We start from the raw sequence: 15,295 nt of genomic DNA on the forward strand, positions 1-15,295 counted from the left end.
TGCGGCCACTTCAGGACGCGACCGCTGGCACGCTGCGGTCACTTCAGGACGCGGCCGCTGATCGCCAAAGCGAGCCGGCGCGGGGCGAGCGTTGACATGCGGGCGGTGAAGGCGTTCATCGTGCCGGAGACGAAGCTGGGGCGCGGGCGGGAACGGTCGAGCTCGCGCATGGTCCGGCTGACCACCTGCTCGGCCGTCTCGAAGCGGCCGAAGGCTGCGTCGGTCGTGCCGACCACGTCGAAGAACTCGGTGCTGGTCGGGCCGGGGCTGACGGTGAGGACGTGCAGGCCGCTGCCGCGCGTCTCGTAGGACAGCGCCTCGGAGAAGCTGAGCACAAACGCCTTGGTCGCGCCGTAGACCGCCATCTGCGGGCAGGGCTGATAAGCGGCGGTGCTCGCGATGTTGACCAGCACCCCGGTCAGGTCGGGCAGGAACTCGCGGGTCAGGCCCACGAGCGTGCTCACGTTGAGCGTGATCATCTCCTGGATGCGGGCCGGGTCGGCCTCAGCGAACGCGCCTTTCGCCCCGAAGCCGGCGTTGTTGACCAGCGACTGGACGCGGATGCCGCGCTCGTCGAGCTGGGCGCGCAGCTTGGCCGGGGCGTCCGGAGCGCCCAGGTCGAGCGCGATCGGAACAGCGGAGATGCCGTGCTCACGCTCGAGCCGGCCGGCCAGCTCGACCAGCCGGTCCTCGCGCCGGGCGACCAGGACGACGTCGGCGCCCCGGGCGGCGAACTGGGTGGCGAACTCGGCGCCGAGGCCCGAGCTGGCGCCGGTGATCAGGACGTGGGTTCCTCGATAAGACCTCATAAACCCGAATGTAGGCAGCGACAGCATTGTTGTCAACGCCTACATTGGTTTAGGATTCACCGGGTGAGCCCTTACCACCACGGAAACCTCCGCGCCGAGCTGCTGGAACGCGCCTGGGAGGTGGTCGACCGCGACGGGCTCGACGGGCTTTCGCTGCGCGGGCTCTCCCGGGACATCGGGGTCAGTCACGGGGCTTCCGCGCGGCACTTCAAGGATCGGCAGACACTGCTCGACGCGCTCGCCCGGGCCGGGTTCACCCGCCTCAACGCGGCGATCTCCACCGCCGAGGCCGGGTCGTTCGCCGACCGGCTCCGGGCGGCCGGGCGCGCCTACGTGTCGTTCGCCGTCGCCCACCCGCGGATCCTCGACCTGATGTACGACGCGAAGCACCACCCGGACGCCAGTGCGGAGCTCGTCGACCTGAGCCACACGTCGATGCAGGAGCTGATCGCGATGATCTCGGCGGCACAGGAGGCGGGCGAGGCGCGGGCCGGCGACGCGAAGCAGCTCGCGCTGATCGTCTTCGCGAACGTTCACGGGGTCGCGACGCTAGCCACCGACGACCTGCTCGACGGGGTGCCGTGGGAGGAAGCGGCAGCGCTCACGATCGACTTCGCGTGGCGCGGGATCGCCGCCTGAGTTTACTTCGCGGAAACATCTTGACTACCGGAATGTTATCGCTAACCTTCGATTCAAGCGGGCCGGCCGTGACCACCGAAGGGAACGCGCACACCCATCCGGAGGCCGCCCCATGTCCCCGTACCCTCGTCGTTTTCTGGCGGCTATAGCCGCCGCCATGCTCGCGCTGATCACCGCCGTCCTCTCCCCCGCCGCGCCGGCGCAAGCGGCGCCCGCGGTGAATTACACGAATCCGATCGCCGGCCAGCGCGCTGACACGCACATCTACAAGCACACCGACGGCTACTACTACATGACCGCGACGGTGCCGGAGTACGACCGGATCGTGCTGCGGCGCGCCACCACACTGCAGGGTCTGTCGACCGCCGCGGAGACCGTCATCTGGCGCAAGCACACCAGCGGGATCATGGGCGCGCACATCTGGGCGCCAGAGATCCACTTCATCGACGGCAAGTGGTACGTCTACTTCGCCGCAGGCGCCACGAACGACGTGTGGGCGATCCGGATGTACGTCCTGGAGACCAGTGCGGCGAACCCGCTCACCACCGCCTGGACCGAAAAGGGTCAGATCACCACGCCGTGGAGCACGTTCGCCCTGGACGCGTCGACGTTCGTCGCCAGCGGCGTGCGATATCTGATCTGGGCGCAGCAGGAGCCGGGCATCGCCACGAACTCCAACATCTACATCGCGCGGATGTCGAACCCATGGACGATCACCGGGACGACCGCGCGGATCGCGGTGCCGACGCTCGCCTGGGAGACGCGCGGATACAAGGTCAACGAGGGTCCGACAGTGGTTCAGCGCAACGGGAAGATCTTCATGACGTTCTCGGCCAGCGCCACCGACGCGAATTACTGCCTCGGGCTGCTGACCGCCACGGCCGGCAGTGATCTGCTCAACCCGGCGTCGTGGGTGAAGTCGGCCAACCCGGTCTTCGCCAGCAACGTGAACACCGGCCAATATGGTCCCGGGCACAACTCGTTCACGGTGTCCGAGGATGGTCAGAGCGACATCCTGGTGTACCACGACCGGAACTACCGCGACATCTCCGGCGATCCGCTGAATGATCCGAACCGCCGGACCCGGATCCAGAAGTTCTACTGGAACGCCGACGGCACCCCGAACTTCGGGATCCCGGTGCCGGACGGGGCCACGCCGGTGCGGCTGCGGTCCTACAACGTGGTCGACCGATTCGTCCGGCACTGGGAGTACCGAGCACGGCTCGACGCCAACGTCACGGCCCTCGCCGACTCGCAGTTCCGGATCGTCACCGGCCTCACCGGCTCCGGGACGGTCTCCCTGGAATCGACCAACTTCCCCGGATACTTCCTGCGGCACCGCGACTTCGAGGTGTACGTCGAGCGCAACGACGGGACGGCGACCTTCGCCGGTGACGCGAGCTTCTTCCGGCGGGCCGGCCTGTCCAGCAGCACGGCCGTCTCGTTCGAGTCGCAGAACTATCCGGGACGCTATCTGCGGCACAGCAACTACCTGATGTATGTGCAGGCCGTGTCGGATGCGGCGGGCCGGTCGGACGCTACCTACGTGTTGGAGTGAACAGCCTTTTCTGGCCAAAAGAATGATCATCGGTGGCTCCCCGCCCACCTAGCATCGGCACGTTTGCGTATTTGCCAGGAAAAACGGGGAGTCACCATGCAACAGAAGCTTCAGACGCGGGCGTTCGAACGAGTCGCGTCGCTCCTGCACCCGGGAGAACAGCCCATCGCCGCGGCGCGGGCCATGGTCGGCGCGTTCACCGCCAGCCGGGCCGGCACCATCGCCCACCACGGTGTCGTCCTGGCCGGCGCCGGTGCCGGCTCGGCGGCCCTCGCCGCGCACCGCAAGCAGTTCGTCGTGGTCACCAATTACCGGGTGTTCTTCCTGCCGCAGACCATCCTGGGCGGGCCCGGCAAGACCGTCCTCGCCGAACTGCCCCGGACCCAGGTTGCCCTCGCCGAGGCGAAGATCGGCTTCGCGAGCATCCTGCGGCTCGCCTTCTCCGGCACCGACGGCGTCTCGCTCACGTTCCCGCGGTCGGACCAAAAGAACGCGGTGGCACTGGCCGAGTCGCTGCGCTGATCAGGGATTCTTACTTCCCGGGTGCAGCTTGCGGATGAAACGCAGGGACTCGTCGCGGGTGTCCTCGAAGCCGAGGCTCTCGTAGAACTTGTGCGCCGGCGCCCGATGGCTGCTGCTGGTCACCTCGACGAACAGGCAGCCCTCGGCGCGCGCCCGCTCCTCGACCGCCGCGATCAGCAGCCGGCCCGCACCCTGCCCCCGGCTCGCCTCGTCGACGACCAGCGCCGCGAGCCGGCCGAACTTGCCGGTCACCTCCAGGATCGGCGTGATGTGCAGGGCTGCCACACCGATCAGCGTCCCCTCGTCGTCGGCGCCGAGCAGGGCACTCGCCCGGTCGCCCAGCCAGTAATCGAGGCGGTGGCGGACGTCGCGGGCGGTTGACGCGTACCCAAGCTGTTCGAGCAGAACAGCGAGCCGGGCCGCGTCGCCCTGGTGAATCGGCCGGATGTGCATACCCCCGACAGTAGTGATCCGCAGCAGCGCCGGCGTTCTAAGGCCCTTCGCCGAGGCGGTCCAGCAGGTCGGGCACGGCGTGCAGAATGCGGCGTTCGTCCTCGGTCAGCCGGGCCTCGATCGCGGCGGCCATCCAGCGACGGCGGGCCTCACGGTCGGCTTCGAGAGCCGTCTCACCAGCGGCAGTCAGGGTCAGCAGCACGGCGCGCTTGTCGCGCGCGTCCGGCGTCCGCGCCACCAGAGCGCGTGCCTCCAACTCACTCACCGTGCGGCTCATGCTCTGATGCTTAACCCCGCGACCTGCCGCGAGCTGCGCGATCGTCTGCGGCCCCTCCCTGCCGAGGTCACCCAGCGTTGCTGCCTGCGGCAGCGGGAGGGTCGCTGCCCGAGCCCTTACGGTACGCACGAAGCGGCCGATCGACTGACGAAGACGCTCAGCGATGTCGGCTTCCGATGTGGCCTCCGTCATGCCGAAAAATATACAGCCTGGCTGTACTTTTCGACCATGGAACTCACCAAGCACGCTCACGCCTGCGTAACCTTCACCGACGATGGCCGGACACTGCTCGTGGACCCCGGCACGTTCACCCCGAACGCCGCCGAACTGATCGCGGCCGCTGACGCGGTGCTGATCACCCACGAGCACTTCGACCACCTCGACGAGGCCGCCCTCGCCGCTGAGCTGGAGAAACGTCCCGATCTGCCGGTCTTCGGACCGGCCGCCATCGCGTCGAAGCTCGGCGGGCGCGCGGTTGTCGTCACGGCCGGCGACCGGATCACGCCGGCCGGGTTCACGGCGTCGGTGCACGGCGGGCGGCACGCGGTGATCCACGCGGACATCCCGGTCATCGACAACGTCGGCTATCTGGTGGAGGGCCGGGTCTTCCACCCCGGGGACTCCTATGAGGTGCCGGAGGTCGCGGTCGAGACGCTGCTGCTGCCGACCAGCGGGCCGTGGACGAAGTTCGGCGAGGCGGCGGATTTCGTGCGGGCGGTCCGCCCGGCGCGGGTGATCCAGGTGCACGAGCTGATGCTCAGCGAGCTCGGCCAGAACTCGGCCCGGATGCTCCTCGGCGAGAACGGCCTGACCGGTCTGCCCCTGGAGATCCAGCCCCTGGGCTCGTCAACCGCGGTCTAGCGATCAGGGTGGATACCCCCGGCGGAGCGTGTCGATTTCGGGCGCCCCACGAACCCCACATCGACACGCGAGGACGATCCCACGCCCGCGTGTCGAATTTGGGCGCGCAGCGAACCTCGAATCGACACGGTTTCGGCTCGGGCTTGTGCGTGCGTTGACCGCCCGGAGTCTTCTAGCCCGCTGATCGGCCAGGATCTCGTCGGGTGGCGGCACGGTCGTGAGCCGGTGCGGTTCGTGAGCCGGTGGGAGGGCATGGGCCGGCGGCGGGGTGCGGCCTGGAGTGGGCAGGCAGGGTGATGCGCCGGCGCGTCAGGGGAGCCGGCGTTGATCGTACGAAAAAGGGAGCCTGCGGCGAGGCCGCCCCGAGTTCTACAACCGGGGTTGTAGTTGGGGCCTGCGGGTTTACGACCCAGGTCCGATGTTTCGGCGGCCGCGCGGACGTAGCGTGTTGGCAATGCGAGGCTGGCTGGCGGATGTGGGGGCCGGGCTGCTGGTCGCGGTGCTGTCGGCGTTGGGCGCGCTGACGGGGGCCGGCGAGCAGCACCATGTGCCGCTGAGCGCTGATCTGGTCACGGCGGCGATCGCAGGGCTGGCGGTGGCGCTGGGGCGGCGTGCGCCGGTGGTCGTGGTGGTCGTGTCGGCGGCGATCTCGGTGGGCTACCTGGTGGCCGGGTGGACCATTCCGCCGCTGGTCTTCGCTGTGGGGTGGGCGCTTTATCAGATGGCGACGCGTTACGAGAGACGCGTGTCGTGGACGGTGTCGGCGGTGTGCGGGCTGCTGCTCTGGGGGGCGTCGGCGTTCGGCAACCCGGGCGGCGACTGGTGGACGCCACTGGCGCTGGTCTGGCTCACGCTGACCGGGATGGCGACGGCGGCGGGTGACGCGGTGCGCAGCCGGCGTGACTACGTCGCGGAGGTGGAGGACCGAGCGAGGAGGGCGGAGCAGAACAGAGAGGAGGAGGTGCACCGGCGGGTGGCCGAGGAGAGGCTGCGGATCGCGCGTGAGCTGCATGACGTGGTCGCGCACCACATCGCGGTGATCAACGTGCAGTCGGGCGCGGCGGCATTCGCGCTGACCAGGCAGCCGGAAGCGGCCGGGCCGCCGCTGAACCACATCCGGCGCGCGTCGAGCATCGTGCTACGCGAGCTGACGTCGATCGTCGGGTTGTTGCGGCAGCCGGGTGAGGCGGATTCGGCCCGCCTTCCGCAGCCGGGGCTGAGCCAGCTCACGGAGTTGCTGGACAGTTTCACCGCGGCCGGGGTGCGGATCGAGCACGCCGAGCACGGGGAGTCACGGGTGCTGCCGGCGAGTGGTGATCTGGCGGCCTACCGGATCACGCAGGAGGCGCTGACCAACGCGCGTAAGCACGGCCGCCTGGACGAACCGGTGCGCGTGACGCTCGACTGGCAGCGCGAGGACCTGGTCATCGAGGTCACCAACGCGGTCCCGGCCGCATCGATCGGAGGCGGTCAGGAGACCGGGCCTGCTGGAGCCGGGCTCAGCATCGGCGGGCCGGGGTTCGGGCTGATCGGGATGCGGGAGCGGGCGGGGGCGGCCGGCGGGATGCTCCAGGCCGGTCTGACGGCCGGCGATCGGTTCCAGGTGCGCGCGACGCTGCCGGCGCCGCCAGAGTACGGTGACCGACTGTGACAAGCCCGGGTGGGGCGGCGATGGTGATGATCCGGGTTGGGGAGTGGCTGTGACGATCCGGGTTCTGCTTGCTGATGATCAGACGCTGATTCGGGCGGGGTTTCGGCTGATCATCGACCTTGCCGACGGGATGGAGGTCGTCGGGGAGGCGTGCGACGGACGGGAAGCCGTCGAGCTCGCGGGCACCGCCGATGTGGTGCTGATGGACATCCGGATGCCGGCGATGGACGGGCTCGAAGCCACCCGGCGGATCGCCGCTGATGACCGGCTCGCTGCGGTTCGGGTGATCGTTTTGACGACGTTCGAGGCTGACGACAACGTTCTCGCGGCGCTGCGGGCCGGGGCCAGCGGGTTCCTCAGCAAGGACGTCGAGCCGGAGGAGCTGCTGCGCGCGATCCGGGTGGTGCACGCCGGTGAGGCGCTGCTGACGCCCCGGGCCACGCGGGGGCTGATCGACCGGTTCCTCGGTGGCGCGGACTCCCCTCCCCCGGCGGTGCCGCTCTCGCTCGAAGCGCTCACCGACCGCGAGCGTGAGGTTCTGCGGCTGGTCGCGCTCGGGCGGTCGAACGAGCAGATCGCCGAGCACTTCGTCCTGTCGCCGCTGACCGCGAAGACGCACGTGCACCGGGCGATGACGAAACTCGGTGTTCGCGACCGCGCGCAGCTCGTGGTCATCGGTTACCAGAGCGGCCTGGTCCGCCCCGGCGAACAGGCCTGATACCGCCGGCGCTGCTGCCGGTGCGCCTGATGGCGCCGGTCTTGATACCACTGGAGTAGTACCTGCGGTTTCTACTCAGAGACGACGTCGACAGGGGGTCCGAATCGGCACGCTTGTCCCCTCACCGACAAAGGGCAGGCACAACGGATGAAGCGCAGGACAGTGTTGGCGTTCGGGGCGGCGGGCATGGTTTCGATGGCGGCCGCGTGCACGACGTCGGACTCGGATTCGACGGACTCGACGCCGGCGGGGAAGACGTACTCGCTGGAGTTCGACAAGGACGGCTTCACCGAGAAGACCGCGACGATCACCACGGCAGCGGGCGACAAGGAGATCACGTACCGGCTCTACTCCAAGATTCCGTACGTGTCGAAACCGGTCGACATCGACTATCAGAGCCTGTCCGTGGCCGTGCCGGTGAAGATCGACGGCAAGGACGTCGACGCTTCGGGCGCACCGATTCTCTTCGAGATCCCGGTCGGCGGCTACTTCTCGGCGAAGACCACCGACGACCCGTTCTCCCCGACCGGAGGCGGCATGCCCGGAGGCGGCATGCCCGGAGGCGGCATGCCCGGAGGCGGCATGCCCGGAGGCGGGATGCCGAACGGCGCCGGGCTGCCCAGCGGCGCGGCCGGCTTCCCCGGAGGCGCGGGCCTGCCGAGCGCAGGCCCCGGCGGCGCCGGCATCCCCGACGGTGCGGGCCTCCCGGACGGGGCGGGCATCCCAGACGGGGCGGGCCTACCGAGCGGTGCCGCGGGCATCCCGGACGGCGCAGCCCTGCCAAGCGGCGCGGCTGGCGGCGGCTTCCCCGGCGGCGGCACCGGCGGGAACACCGGTAACGGCGGCGCGCTCGCCACCGGCATGGGCAGTACCGGGCAGAACGCCAGCGAAGCGATCGCGGCCGGCTGGGTCGTCGTGTCGGTCGGTGCTCGCGGCCGGGACAACAAGAGCTCCGACGGCAAGTACTACGGCAAGGCCCCCGCCGTGATCGTCGACCTCAAGGCGGCCGTGCGGTACCTGCGGTCGAACAAGGACAGCTTCCCCGGCGACACCGACAAGATCATCTCGGATGGCACGAGCGCCGGTGGCGCGGTCTCCTCGCTGCTCGGCGCGTCCGGTGACAGCGACCTGTACAGCGACTACCTCACCGAGATCGGCGCGGCCGATGCCAGCGACGCGATCTTCGCGGTCGCGGCGTACTGCCCGATCACCGACCTGGAGAACGCCGACCCGGCGTACGAGTTCCTCTACGGCAGCCTGCCGGCGAACGGCAAGGCTGTGGACGCGACCGTGTCGAAGGAGCTGGCCGGCATGTTCGCCGACTATCAGGACTCGCTCGGGCTGACCGGTCTCGACGGGACGAAGCTGACCGGCGCGCGGTACCAGAACTACCTGCTGGACTACTACCTCCAGCCGGCGGCCACCACATATCTGGCCGGGCTGTCCAGCTCCGAGCGCAGCGCGTACCTGAAAGCGAACGCGTTCATCAAGTGGTCCGGCGGGAAGGCGACGTTCAGCTACGCCGATTACCTCACGCACCTGGCCAGCCGGAAGAAGTCGGTGCCGGCGTTCGACGCGTTCGACCTCAGTGCCGGGGAGAACATCGAGTTCGGTACGGAGAGCGTCGACGCGCGGCACTTCACCGAGTACAGCGCGACGAAGGCGAACGTCACGGTCGAGGCGGACATCGCCGGGCTGCTCAACCTGATGAACCCGATGTACTTCATCAAGGAGAAGAACGACGGCCGGGCGAAGAACTGGTTCTTCCGGCTCGGCACCAGCGACACCGACACGTCGCTGACCGTCTCGTCGAACCTGGCAGCCGGGTTCGCCACGCTCGGCGACACCGTCGATTCGAGCATGTACTGGGACGCGGGCCACGGCGCCAACAACGACCCGGAGAAGTTCATCGCCTGGGCCAACAAGGTCACCGGATACACCGCGAAGTAACACGATCCCCATCGGCTGGCTCTGGCTGCTGCCTCGGGTGCCGCCGGGGCAGCACCCAGAGCCAGCCGGTCGGGATCCCGTCCCAAACCCCGGCTTCAGGCCGCCAGCGCCAGCGCCAGGTCGATCTCGGCCGCCGGAGTGGGCCGGGCGAAGTAGAAGCCCTGGGCATACCGGTATCCCAGAGCGTGCAGCCGGTCCGCCTGGTCCTGCGTCTCGACGCCCTCGGCCACGGCCCGCAGGCCCAGCGTGTCGGCGATCCCGCGCAGCGACGCCGCGATCGCCTCCTGCTGCGGGCTGCCGTTGAGCTCGTCGATGAACGACTTGTCGACCTTCAGCGTGGTGACCGGGCAGGTCCGCAGCAGGGTCAGCGACGAGTGCCCGGTGCCGAAATCGTCGAGGGCGATCCCGACACCGATCTCCCGCAGCGCCCGCACGGTGTCCAGGGCCGGTCCACCGGCAAACACCGCCGTCTCGGTGATCTCGCACGTGATCCCGCGCGGTTCCAGGCCGTGCCGGCTCAGCGCGGCGGCGACCAGGCCCGGCAGGTCCGGGTCGAGCAGCTGCCGGGCGGAGACGTTGATGCTGACCCGGGGCGCGTCCGCACCCCAGCGGGCCTGCCAGGCCGCCGCGTCCGCGCAGGCGGTGTCGAGAATCCACGCACCCAGGTCGATGATCAGACCGGTCTGCTCGGCGACCGGGATGAACTCGGCCGGCGAGACCGGGCTTCCACCGTCCGGGTGCCAGCGGACCAGCGCCTCCACCCCGCGGATGATGCCGTGCGGCAGCTCGACGATCGGCTGGTAGACGAGCCGGAACTCCCCGGCGTCGAACCCCCGGCGCAGCGCGGCGGCCATCTGGGCGCTGTTCCGCGCGGAGGTGTCCAGCGCGTCGGTGTGCCGCTGGTACCGATCGGCGCCGACCCGCTGAGCGGCCTGCAACGCGAGCTCGGCACGACGCAGCAGGTCAGCGACGGTGTCGCCGCTGCCGGAGGCAAGACCCACGGTGACCGTGACGAGCAGGTCGTGCCCGTCGGCCGGGAGCGGTTCCTGAAACGCGCGCAACAGTGCCTCGGCCAGCAGGTCGCCGGCGGCGAGCGGGTGCCCGGCCGGCAACAGAATCCCGAACTCGTCGCCGGTCAGGCGCGCGACCAGCGCGCCCTCGCCGGCGGTACGCACGATCCGCTCCCCCGCCTGACGCAGCACCGCGTCCCCGGAGGCATCGCCGAGCCGGTCGTTGAGCGCCGCGAAGTTGTCCAGATCGCAGACCGCCACCGTGCCGCCGGCCGCGTTCCTGCCCGAGTTCAGCAGATCGGTGAAGAACCGCCGATTCGGCAGGCCGGTCAGATCGTCGTGGCGGGCCTGGTCGGCGAGCCGGTCCAGCAGCAGCACGTTGTCGGAGAGCGCGACGTGCTGACGAACCACGACGAGCAGGATCAGCATGATCGCACCGGCGGCGTACCCGGCCGGCAGATATCGGAGATCCATGATGGCGACGATCAGCATCACCGAGGTTGCCAGCACCGAGACCAACGGGATGGCGCTGATCCCCCGCCGCCGCTCACCGGCGACAGCACGGACCGCGGAGGAACCGGCCACATTCGCACGGACCTGGGAGAACGCCGACACCGTGAGCAGCACGGCGAACAGCGGCAGCACGACGACGGTGGCGCTCAGATGCGGCCACTGCTGCAGGGCCGGGGCGACGACCAGCGAGATCGGGCCGAGCGTGCCGACCGGGCTGAGAATCCACAGGGCCGGCCCATGGACCGCACCGGTGCCGCTCATACCCACCTTGACGACAGCGACCACTGCCGCGCCGGCGCCACCGAGAACGATGACCTGCACCGCGGTGGCCAGAGCACCGGTCGGGAGCGGGACCGGCATGACGGTCAGGACCCGGGCCAGCACCAGGCCGGCGGCGACGGCGACGATCGCGATGTCGAGGAACAGCGCGACGGTGCCCTGCCAGGTACGCCGGGCGCCGGGCACCCGGACCAGGGCGTGCACGCCGACAGCGACACTCGCGAGGAAGAGCAGCCCGGTGATCGGGGTGAATGCCATGACGTCGCCCAGGCTGCGCTGCGTGTCCACGGCCTGGCTCACGGTACCCGCGGCGATCAGCGTCACGGCGTACCCGAATTGTCGCCAGAAGACGGAGCCGGCGCCGCCGCTGGTAGCGGAAGCGACCGCGCAGGCCGCGGCCCCGCAGAGCACGGCCAGGACCGTGCACGGCCAGAGCGACCACACGGGTACGACTGTTTCGGTGCCGAGGACACCGAGCAGGGCTGCCGCGAGAGTCCAGCCGGAAGCGCCGACGACGAGCCATCCCGCCGTCCGCGCAGGCCGGGCCAGTAGTCGCATCAACCCGCGGTTCCTTCCGGTGGTGAGTCGGAGTGCTTATCGACCACAACCGGAAGGAACCTGAGGCGGAATCAGTCCTGCGGCTCGGCGGGCAGGCTGTCCATGAACGAACTCACCGAGAAGACCGCGTTACCGGCGCCGGCCGGGCCGTAACCGGGCGGGCTGGAGAGACCGTAGTGGTCCATCGTCGCGCGGTACGACTCCAGCAGCCGGATGTGATATTCCAGCGGCGCGCCGTCGGGGTTGGTCTTGCCCAGCGGCGTGGTCGGCTCCGGGCACCAGGTGGTGAACCGGGGCGTGATGCCCTTGGACATGAAGTAGTGCAGGCCCTCGGTCGTCGAGTCGATCGCCTCGTTGACCGTGGTGAACCCGAACGGCTCGGCCATCTCGATGCCGGCCACGAAGTTCGGGATCACGTTGCGCGCCCCGAAGATCTCCGCCGAGTCGATGATGCGGCGGTGCCACTCCTCGCGGCCGACGTACCGCTCCTTGCCGGGGCAATAGAACTCGAAGAGCCGCTTGTCCCAGACCTCGTAGTTCGGGTGGTAGATCTGGATGCCGTAGTCCTTGAACCGCTGGACGTCGGCCTTGGGCAGCGCCTGGGCGACGACCTTGCCGATCCAGCGGCCGGGGAAACGCTCCTCGATCGCCTGGGCGTACTGCCCGTAGAAGTCGGCTTCGGTCTTGCCGCCGACCTGCGACGTGACGCTGCCACCGGTGAGCGTGTAAGCGGTCGACGTCTTGAGCGTGTCGTGCTTGTCGATGATCTCGAGCGCCTCGAGGACCTCGTCGATCGGCTTCACACCGGTGTACGGCCGGCCGGCCGCCTTGTGCTGACGCCAGTTGTGGTTGATGTCGCAGTACTGGCACTCCTCTTTGGCGCCGAAGTACTGGCACACGCGGAAGACCGTCAGATAGACGAGGTAACCCCACTGGATGGTCGGCGCGACCTCCATGACCTGCTTGCCGTTCTCCAGCGTGTGCCGGTAGTAGTCCGGCATCGGCGGCAGGCCCACGTCGGCGATCGGCTTGCCGTCGAGGAAGAGCTGGAGGCGGCCGTCGGCGTCCGGCTTCACCCGGTACGGCGACGTGGGGTTGATCCGCACCGACACCACGGTACGACGCAGGTCGTACGGGCCACCGGTGAGCACGATCTCCTCCGGCGGGCGGCGCAGCGCGGCCTCGCCGAGCTCCGGGAGCGTCCGGTGGTCGAAGGAGAAGATGAAGTACGACTTCGGCTTGACGTCACCCTTTTCGTTGTCGGTGAGCGCCGAGTCGTCGAAGGCGAGACCTCCGCGCAGCAGATCCTCCTTGATCACCGCCTCGCGCGGGACGTGAGGAAAACGCGCCATCAAGTCTTCGACGAGATCGGTACGCGACTGCATGCGTCCTCCTGTAAGGGGCTTCGACCCGTTCCTGCACCTCATCCCATGCCATCACACCGGGACGTGCACACGCCGGTCGGCAAATGGAGACGTTCGCGACAGCGTACGCGCGCCGGGAATGCGGCCAGTAACGTCCTTGTGGATCGCACCAAGTCCGATAAAAGGGAAATGTCATGCCTAACATTCGTATCGGGATCATCATCGGCAGCACCCGTCCCAACCGCAACGGCGAGGCCGTCGCCCGCTGGGTGCACGAGATCGCCGCCAAGCGCAGCGACGCGACCTTCGAACTCGTGGACCTGAAGGACTTCCCGCTCCCGCACCTGGACGAGCCGGTCCCGCCGTCGATGGGCAACTACCAGAACGACCACACCAAGCAGTGGGCCGAGAAGATCGCGTCCTTCGACGGCTACGTCTTCGTCACCCCGGAGTACAACCACAGCACCTCCGGCGTGCTCAAGAACGCCATCGATTACCTGTTCGCCGAGTGGAACAACAAGGCGGCCGGCTTCGTCTCCTACGGCTCGGTCGGCGGCGCCCGCGCGGTCGAGCACCTGCGCCTGGTCGCCGGCGAGCTGATGATGGCCGACGTGCGCCAGCAGGTCACCCTCGCGCTGTCCACCGAGTTCGAGAACTACAGCGTCTTCAAGCCGGGCGATTACCAGCTCCCCCAGCTCGCCACGCTGCTCGACCAGGTCGTCGCCTGGAGCAACGCCCTGCTGCCGTTGCGCCAGCCCAAGGCCTGAGCGACTCGCCGCCGGCTTCATTCTTGGGTACGCACGAAGCACGAGCGCTTTACGCGTACCCAGGAATGAAGCGCAAGCGGACCGCTCAGGTCTGCGTCGAGGGTGCTGTTCCTCGGGTTGCTCCCACTGGTGTGCGGGTGAATTCGCCGTGCGGCAGGACCGCGGCTATTCCGAAAACGATCAGGCCGGCGAGGGTGACGGCGGCGCCGGCCCAGAGGGGTGCGGTGTATCCGAGGCCGGCGGCGAGGGTGAGCCCGCCGATCCAGGCGCCGAACGCGTTGCCGACGTTGAACGCGGCGATGTTCGCCCCGGAGGCCAGGGTGGGCGAGGCTTCGGCGTGCGTCATGATGCGCATCTGCAGGCCGGGCACGGTCGCGAAGCCGAATCCGCCCATCAGGATCAGGGCCGCCACGGTCGCGATCTGGCTGGACGCCACCGCCGCGAAGATCGCCAGGACGATGGTCAGGCCGGCGAGCAGCACAGCCAGGGTGCGCCCGGGGTTGAGGTCGGCAGCCTTGCCGCCGGCGATGTTCCCGGCGAAAAGACCAACACCGAAAAGAACGAGGAGCCAGGGTACGGTCGAGGCGCTGAAGCCGCTGACCTGGGTCAACGTGTAAGCGATGTAGCTGAAGGCGCCGAACATGCCGCCGAATCCGAGCACCGTGATGATCATCGAGAGCCAGACCTGGCGGCTCTTGAAGATCGCGAAGTCAGATTTTTCGGGTTTTTTCGTGATGTTGGGGATCAGGACCGCGATGCCGACGAACGAGATCACGCCGATGACCGAGATTGCCCAGAACGTGGCGCGCCAGCCGGCGGCCTGGCCGAGGAATGTGCCGAGCGGCACCCCGAGCACGTTGGCGACGGTCAGCCCGGTGAACATGATGGAGATCGCGGCCGCTTTACGGTTGGCCGGCACGAGATCGGCGGCGACAACCGCGCCGATGCCGAAGAACGCGCCGTGGCAGAGGGCGGCGAGCACCCGGCCGAGCAGCATCAGCTCGTAACTCGGCGCGACGGCCGAGAGCAGGTTGCCGGCGATGAACAGAATCATCAGGCCGAGCAGGGCCTTCTTGCGTCCGACCCGGGCGAGCGCGGCGGTGAGCGCGATGGCACCGACCGCGACCGACAGGGCATAACCGGAGATCAGATAGCCGGCAACGGACTCGGAGACGCCGAAGTCCGTGGCGACCTCGGGCAGCAGGCCGGCGATGACGAATTCGGTCAGCCCGATCCCGAACCCGCCGATGGCGAGTGCGTAGAGCGCGATGGGCATAGTTTCCTTCTCACGACGATATAGCGCGTGTGCAACGACTTAGAGATAGTTGCACGCGCGCTATACCGGCGCAAGGCGGTGTATCGTCGG

General features: G+C 68.8%; 14 protein-coding genes. 8 read left to right on the forward strand and 6 right to left on the reverse strand.

Annotated features, from left to right (window positions below; all coding sequences use genetic code 11):
- Positions 1 to 38: 38 nt before the first annotated feature.
- Positions 39 to 809, reverse strand: coding sequence for an SDR family NAD(P)-dependent oxidoreductase (locus tag B0I29_RS22955; RefSeq protein ID WP_111651117.1), 771 nt, complete (start codon positions 807 to 809; stop codon positions 39 to 41).
- 63 nt (positions 810 to 872) lie between these two features.
- On the opposite strand from B0I29_RS22955, the gene B0I29_RS22960 reads away from it, so the two are divergent.
- From B0I29_RS22960 to B0I29_RS22970, 3 genes are all read left to right on the forward strand, one after another.
- Entirely contained in the window at positions 873 to 1,448 is a 576-nt protein-coding gene (locus B0I29_RS22960) for a TetR/AcrR family transcriptional regulator (protein WP_220091390.1), read from the forward strand.
- A 157-nt stretch (positions 1,449 to 1,605) separates the two neighbouring features.
- The gene (locus tag B0I29_RS22965; RefSeq protein WP_245972687.1) at positions 1,606 to 3,006 is read left to right on the forward strand and encodes a family 43 glycosylhydrolase; all 1,401 of its coding nucleotides are present in this window, start codon (positions 1,606 to 1,608) and stop codon (positions 3,004 to 3,006) included.
- 96 nt (positions 3,007 to 3,102) lie between these two features.
- Entirely contained in the window at positions 3,103 to 3,528 is a 426-nt protein-coding gene (locus tag B0I29_RS22970; RefSeq protein ID WP_111651119.1) for a hypothetical protein, read from the forward strand.
- Here the strand turns inward: B0I29_RS22970 and B0I29_RS22975 are convergent, their stop codons facing one another.
- The gene (locus B0I29_RS22975) at positions 3,529 to 3,981 is read right to left on the reverse strand and encodes a GNAT family N-acetyltransferase (protein ID WP_111651120.1); all 453 of its coding nucleotides are present in this window, start codon (positions 3,979 to 3,981) and stop codon (positions 3,529 to 3,531) included.
- Positions 3,982 to 4,018: 37 nt separating this feature from the next.
- The gene (locus B0I29_RS22980; RefSeq protein WP_111651121.1) at positions 4,019 to 4,450 is read right to left on the reverse strand and encodes a MarR family winged helix-turn-helix transcriptional regulator; all 432 of its coding nucleotides are present in this window, start codon (positions 4,448 to 4,450) and stop codon (positions 4,019 to 4,021) included.
- Positions 4,451 to 4,486: 36 nt separating this feature from the next.
- Between B0I29_RS22980 and B0I29_RS22985 the strand changes: the two genes are divergently transcribed.
- The 4 genes from B0I29_RS22985 to B0I29_RS45870 all read left to right on the forward strand — a co-directional run bounded on the left by B0I29_RS22985 (position 4,487) and on the right by B0I29_RS45870 (position 9,438).
- Positions 4,487 to 5,119, forward strand: coding sequence for an MBL fold metallo-hydrolase (locus tag B0I29_RS22985; RefSeq protein ID WP_111651122.1), 633 nt, complete (start codon positions 4,487 to 4,489; stop codon positions 5,117 to 5,119).
- A 454-nt stretch (positions 5,120 to 5,573) separates the two neighbouring features.
- Positions 5,574 to 6,770: a sensor histidine kinase gene (locus B0I29_RS22990; RefSeq protein WP_181557933.1), complete on the forward strand. Its 1,197-nt coding sequence runs from the start codon at positions 5,574 to 5,576 to the stop codon at positions 6,768 to 6,770.
- Positions 6,771 to 6,819: 49 nt separating this feature from the next.
- On the forward strand, positions 6,820 to 7,488 hold the full coding sequence (locus B0I29_RS22995; protein ID WP_111651124.1) for a response regulator: 669 nt from the start codon (positions 6,820 to 6,822) through the stop codon (positions 7,486 to 7,488).
- Between the two features lie 147 nt (positions 7,489 to 7,635).
- Positions 7,636 to 9,438, forward strand: coding sequence for a subtype B tannase (locus B0I29_RS45870; RefSeq protein ID WP_181557934.1), 1,803 nt, complete (start codon positions 7,636 to 7,638; stop codon positions 9,436 to 9,438).
- A gap of 95 nt (positions 9,439 to 9,533) precedes the next feature.
- On the opposite strand, the gene B0I29_RS23015 is transcribed toward B0I29_RS45870, so the two are convergent.
- Positions 9,534 to 11,798 carry a putative bifunctional diguanylate cyclase/phosphodiesterase gene (locus B0I29_RS23015; protein ID WP_111651128.1) on the reverse strand — a complete coding sequence of 755 codons (2,265 nt, stop codon included), beginning with the start codon at positions 11,796 to 11,798 and terminating at the stop codon, positions 9,534 to 9,536.
- Between the two features lie 71 nt (positions 11,799 to 11,869).
- A complete protein-coding gene (locus B0I29_RS23020; protein ID WP_111651129.1) occupies positions 11,870 to 13,183 on the reverse strand; it encodes a radical SAM protein in 1,314 nt (437 codons plus the stop codon).
- A 173-nt stretch (positions 13,184 to 13,356) separates the two neighbouring features.
- Here B0I29_RS23020 and B0I29_RS23025 point away from each other — a divergent pair, with 173 nt between their 5' ends.
- Positions 13,357 to 13,929 (forward strand): NADPH-dependent FMN reductase, encoded by a 573-nt coding sequence (locus B0I29_RS23025; RefSeq protein ID WP_111651130.1) that lies wholly within the window; start codon positions 13,357 to 13,359, stop codon positions 13,927 to 13,929.
- An 85-nt stretch (positions 13,930 to 14,014) separates the two neighbouring features.
- Here the strand turns inward: B0I29_RS23025 and B0I29_RS23030 are convergent, their stop codons facing one another.
- Positions 14,015 to 15,205, reverse strand: coding sequence for an MFS transporter (locus B0I29_RS23030; RefSeq protein WP_111651131.1), 1,191 nt, complete (start codon positions 15,203 to 15,205; stop codon positions 14,015 to 14,017).
- Between the last annotated feature and the right edge of the window lie 90 nt (positions 15,206 to 15,295).

The organism is Actinoplanes lutulentus (assembly GCF_003259845.1).
Lineage (GTDB): Bacteria > Actinomycetota > Actinomycetes > Mycobacteriales > Micromonosporaceae > Actinoplanes > Actinoplanes lutulentus.

Bases quoted from the DNA above. Each gene is read 5' to 3' on its own strand.
- B0I29_RS22955 (WP_111651117.1), bottom strand. From the start codon at position 809: ATGAGGTCTTATCGAGGAACCCACGTCCTGATCACCGGCGCCAGCTCG.
- B0I29_RS22965 (WP_245972687.1), top strand. From the start codon at position 1,606: ATGCTCGCGCTGATCACCGCCGTCCTCTCCCCCGCCGCGCCGGCGCAA.
- B0I29_RS22970 (WP_111651119.1), top strand. From the start codon at position 3,103: ATGCAACAGAAGCTTCAGACGCGGGCGTTCGAACGAGTCGCGTCGCTC.
- B0I29_RS22975 (WP_111651120.1), bottom strand. From the start codon at position 3,981: ATGCACATCCGGCCGATTCACCAGGGCGACGCGGCCCGGCTCGCTGTT.
- B0I29_RS22980 (WP_111651121.1), bottom strand. From the start codon at position 4,450: ATGACGGAGGCCACATCGGAAGCCGACATCGCTGAGCGTCTTCGTCAG.
- B0I29_RS22985 (WP_111651122.1), top strand. From the start codon at position 4,487: ATGGAACTCACCAAGCACGCTCACGCCTGCGTAACCTTCACCGACGAT.
- B0I29_RS22990 (WP_181557933.1), top strand. From the start codon at position 5,574: ATGCGAGGCTGGCTGGCGGATGTGGGGGCCGGGCTGCTGGTCGCGGTG.
- B0I29_RS45870 (WP_181557934.1), top strand. From the start codon at position 7,636: ATGAAGCGCAGGACAGTGTTGGCGTTCGGGGCGGCGGGCATGGTTTCG.
- B0I29_RS23015 (WP_111651128.1), bottom strand. From the start codon at position 11,798: ATGCGACTACTGGCCCGGCCTGCGCGGACGGCGGGATGGCTCGTCGTC.
- B0I29_RS23020 (WP_111651129.1), bottom strand. From the start codon at position 13,183: ATGCAGTCGCGTACCGATCTCGTCGAAGACTTGATGGCGCGTTTTCCT.
- B0I29_RS23025 (WP_111651130.1), top strand. From the start codon at position 13,357: ATGCCTAACATTCGTATCGGGATCATCATCGGCAGCACCCGTCCCAAC.
- B0I29_RS23030 (WP_111651131.1), bottom strand. From the start codon at position 15,205: ATGCCCATCGCGCTCTACGCACTCGCCATCGGCGGGTTCGGGATCGGG.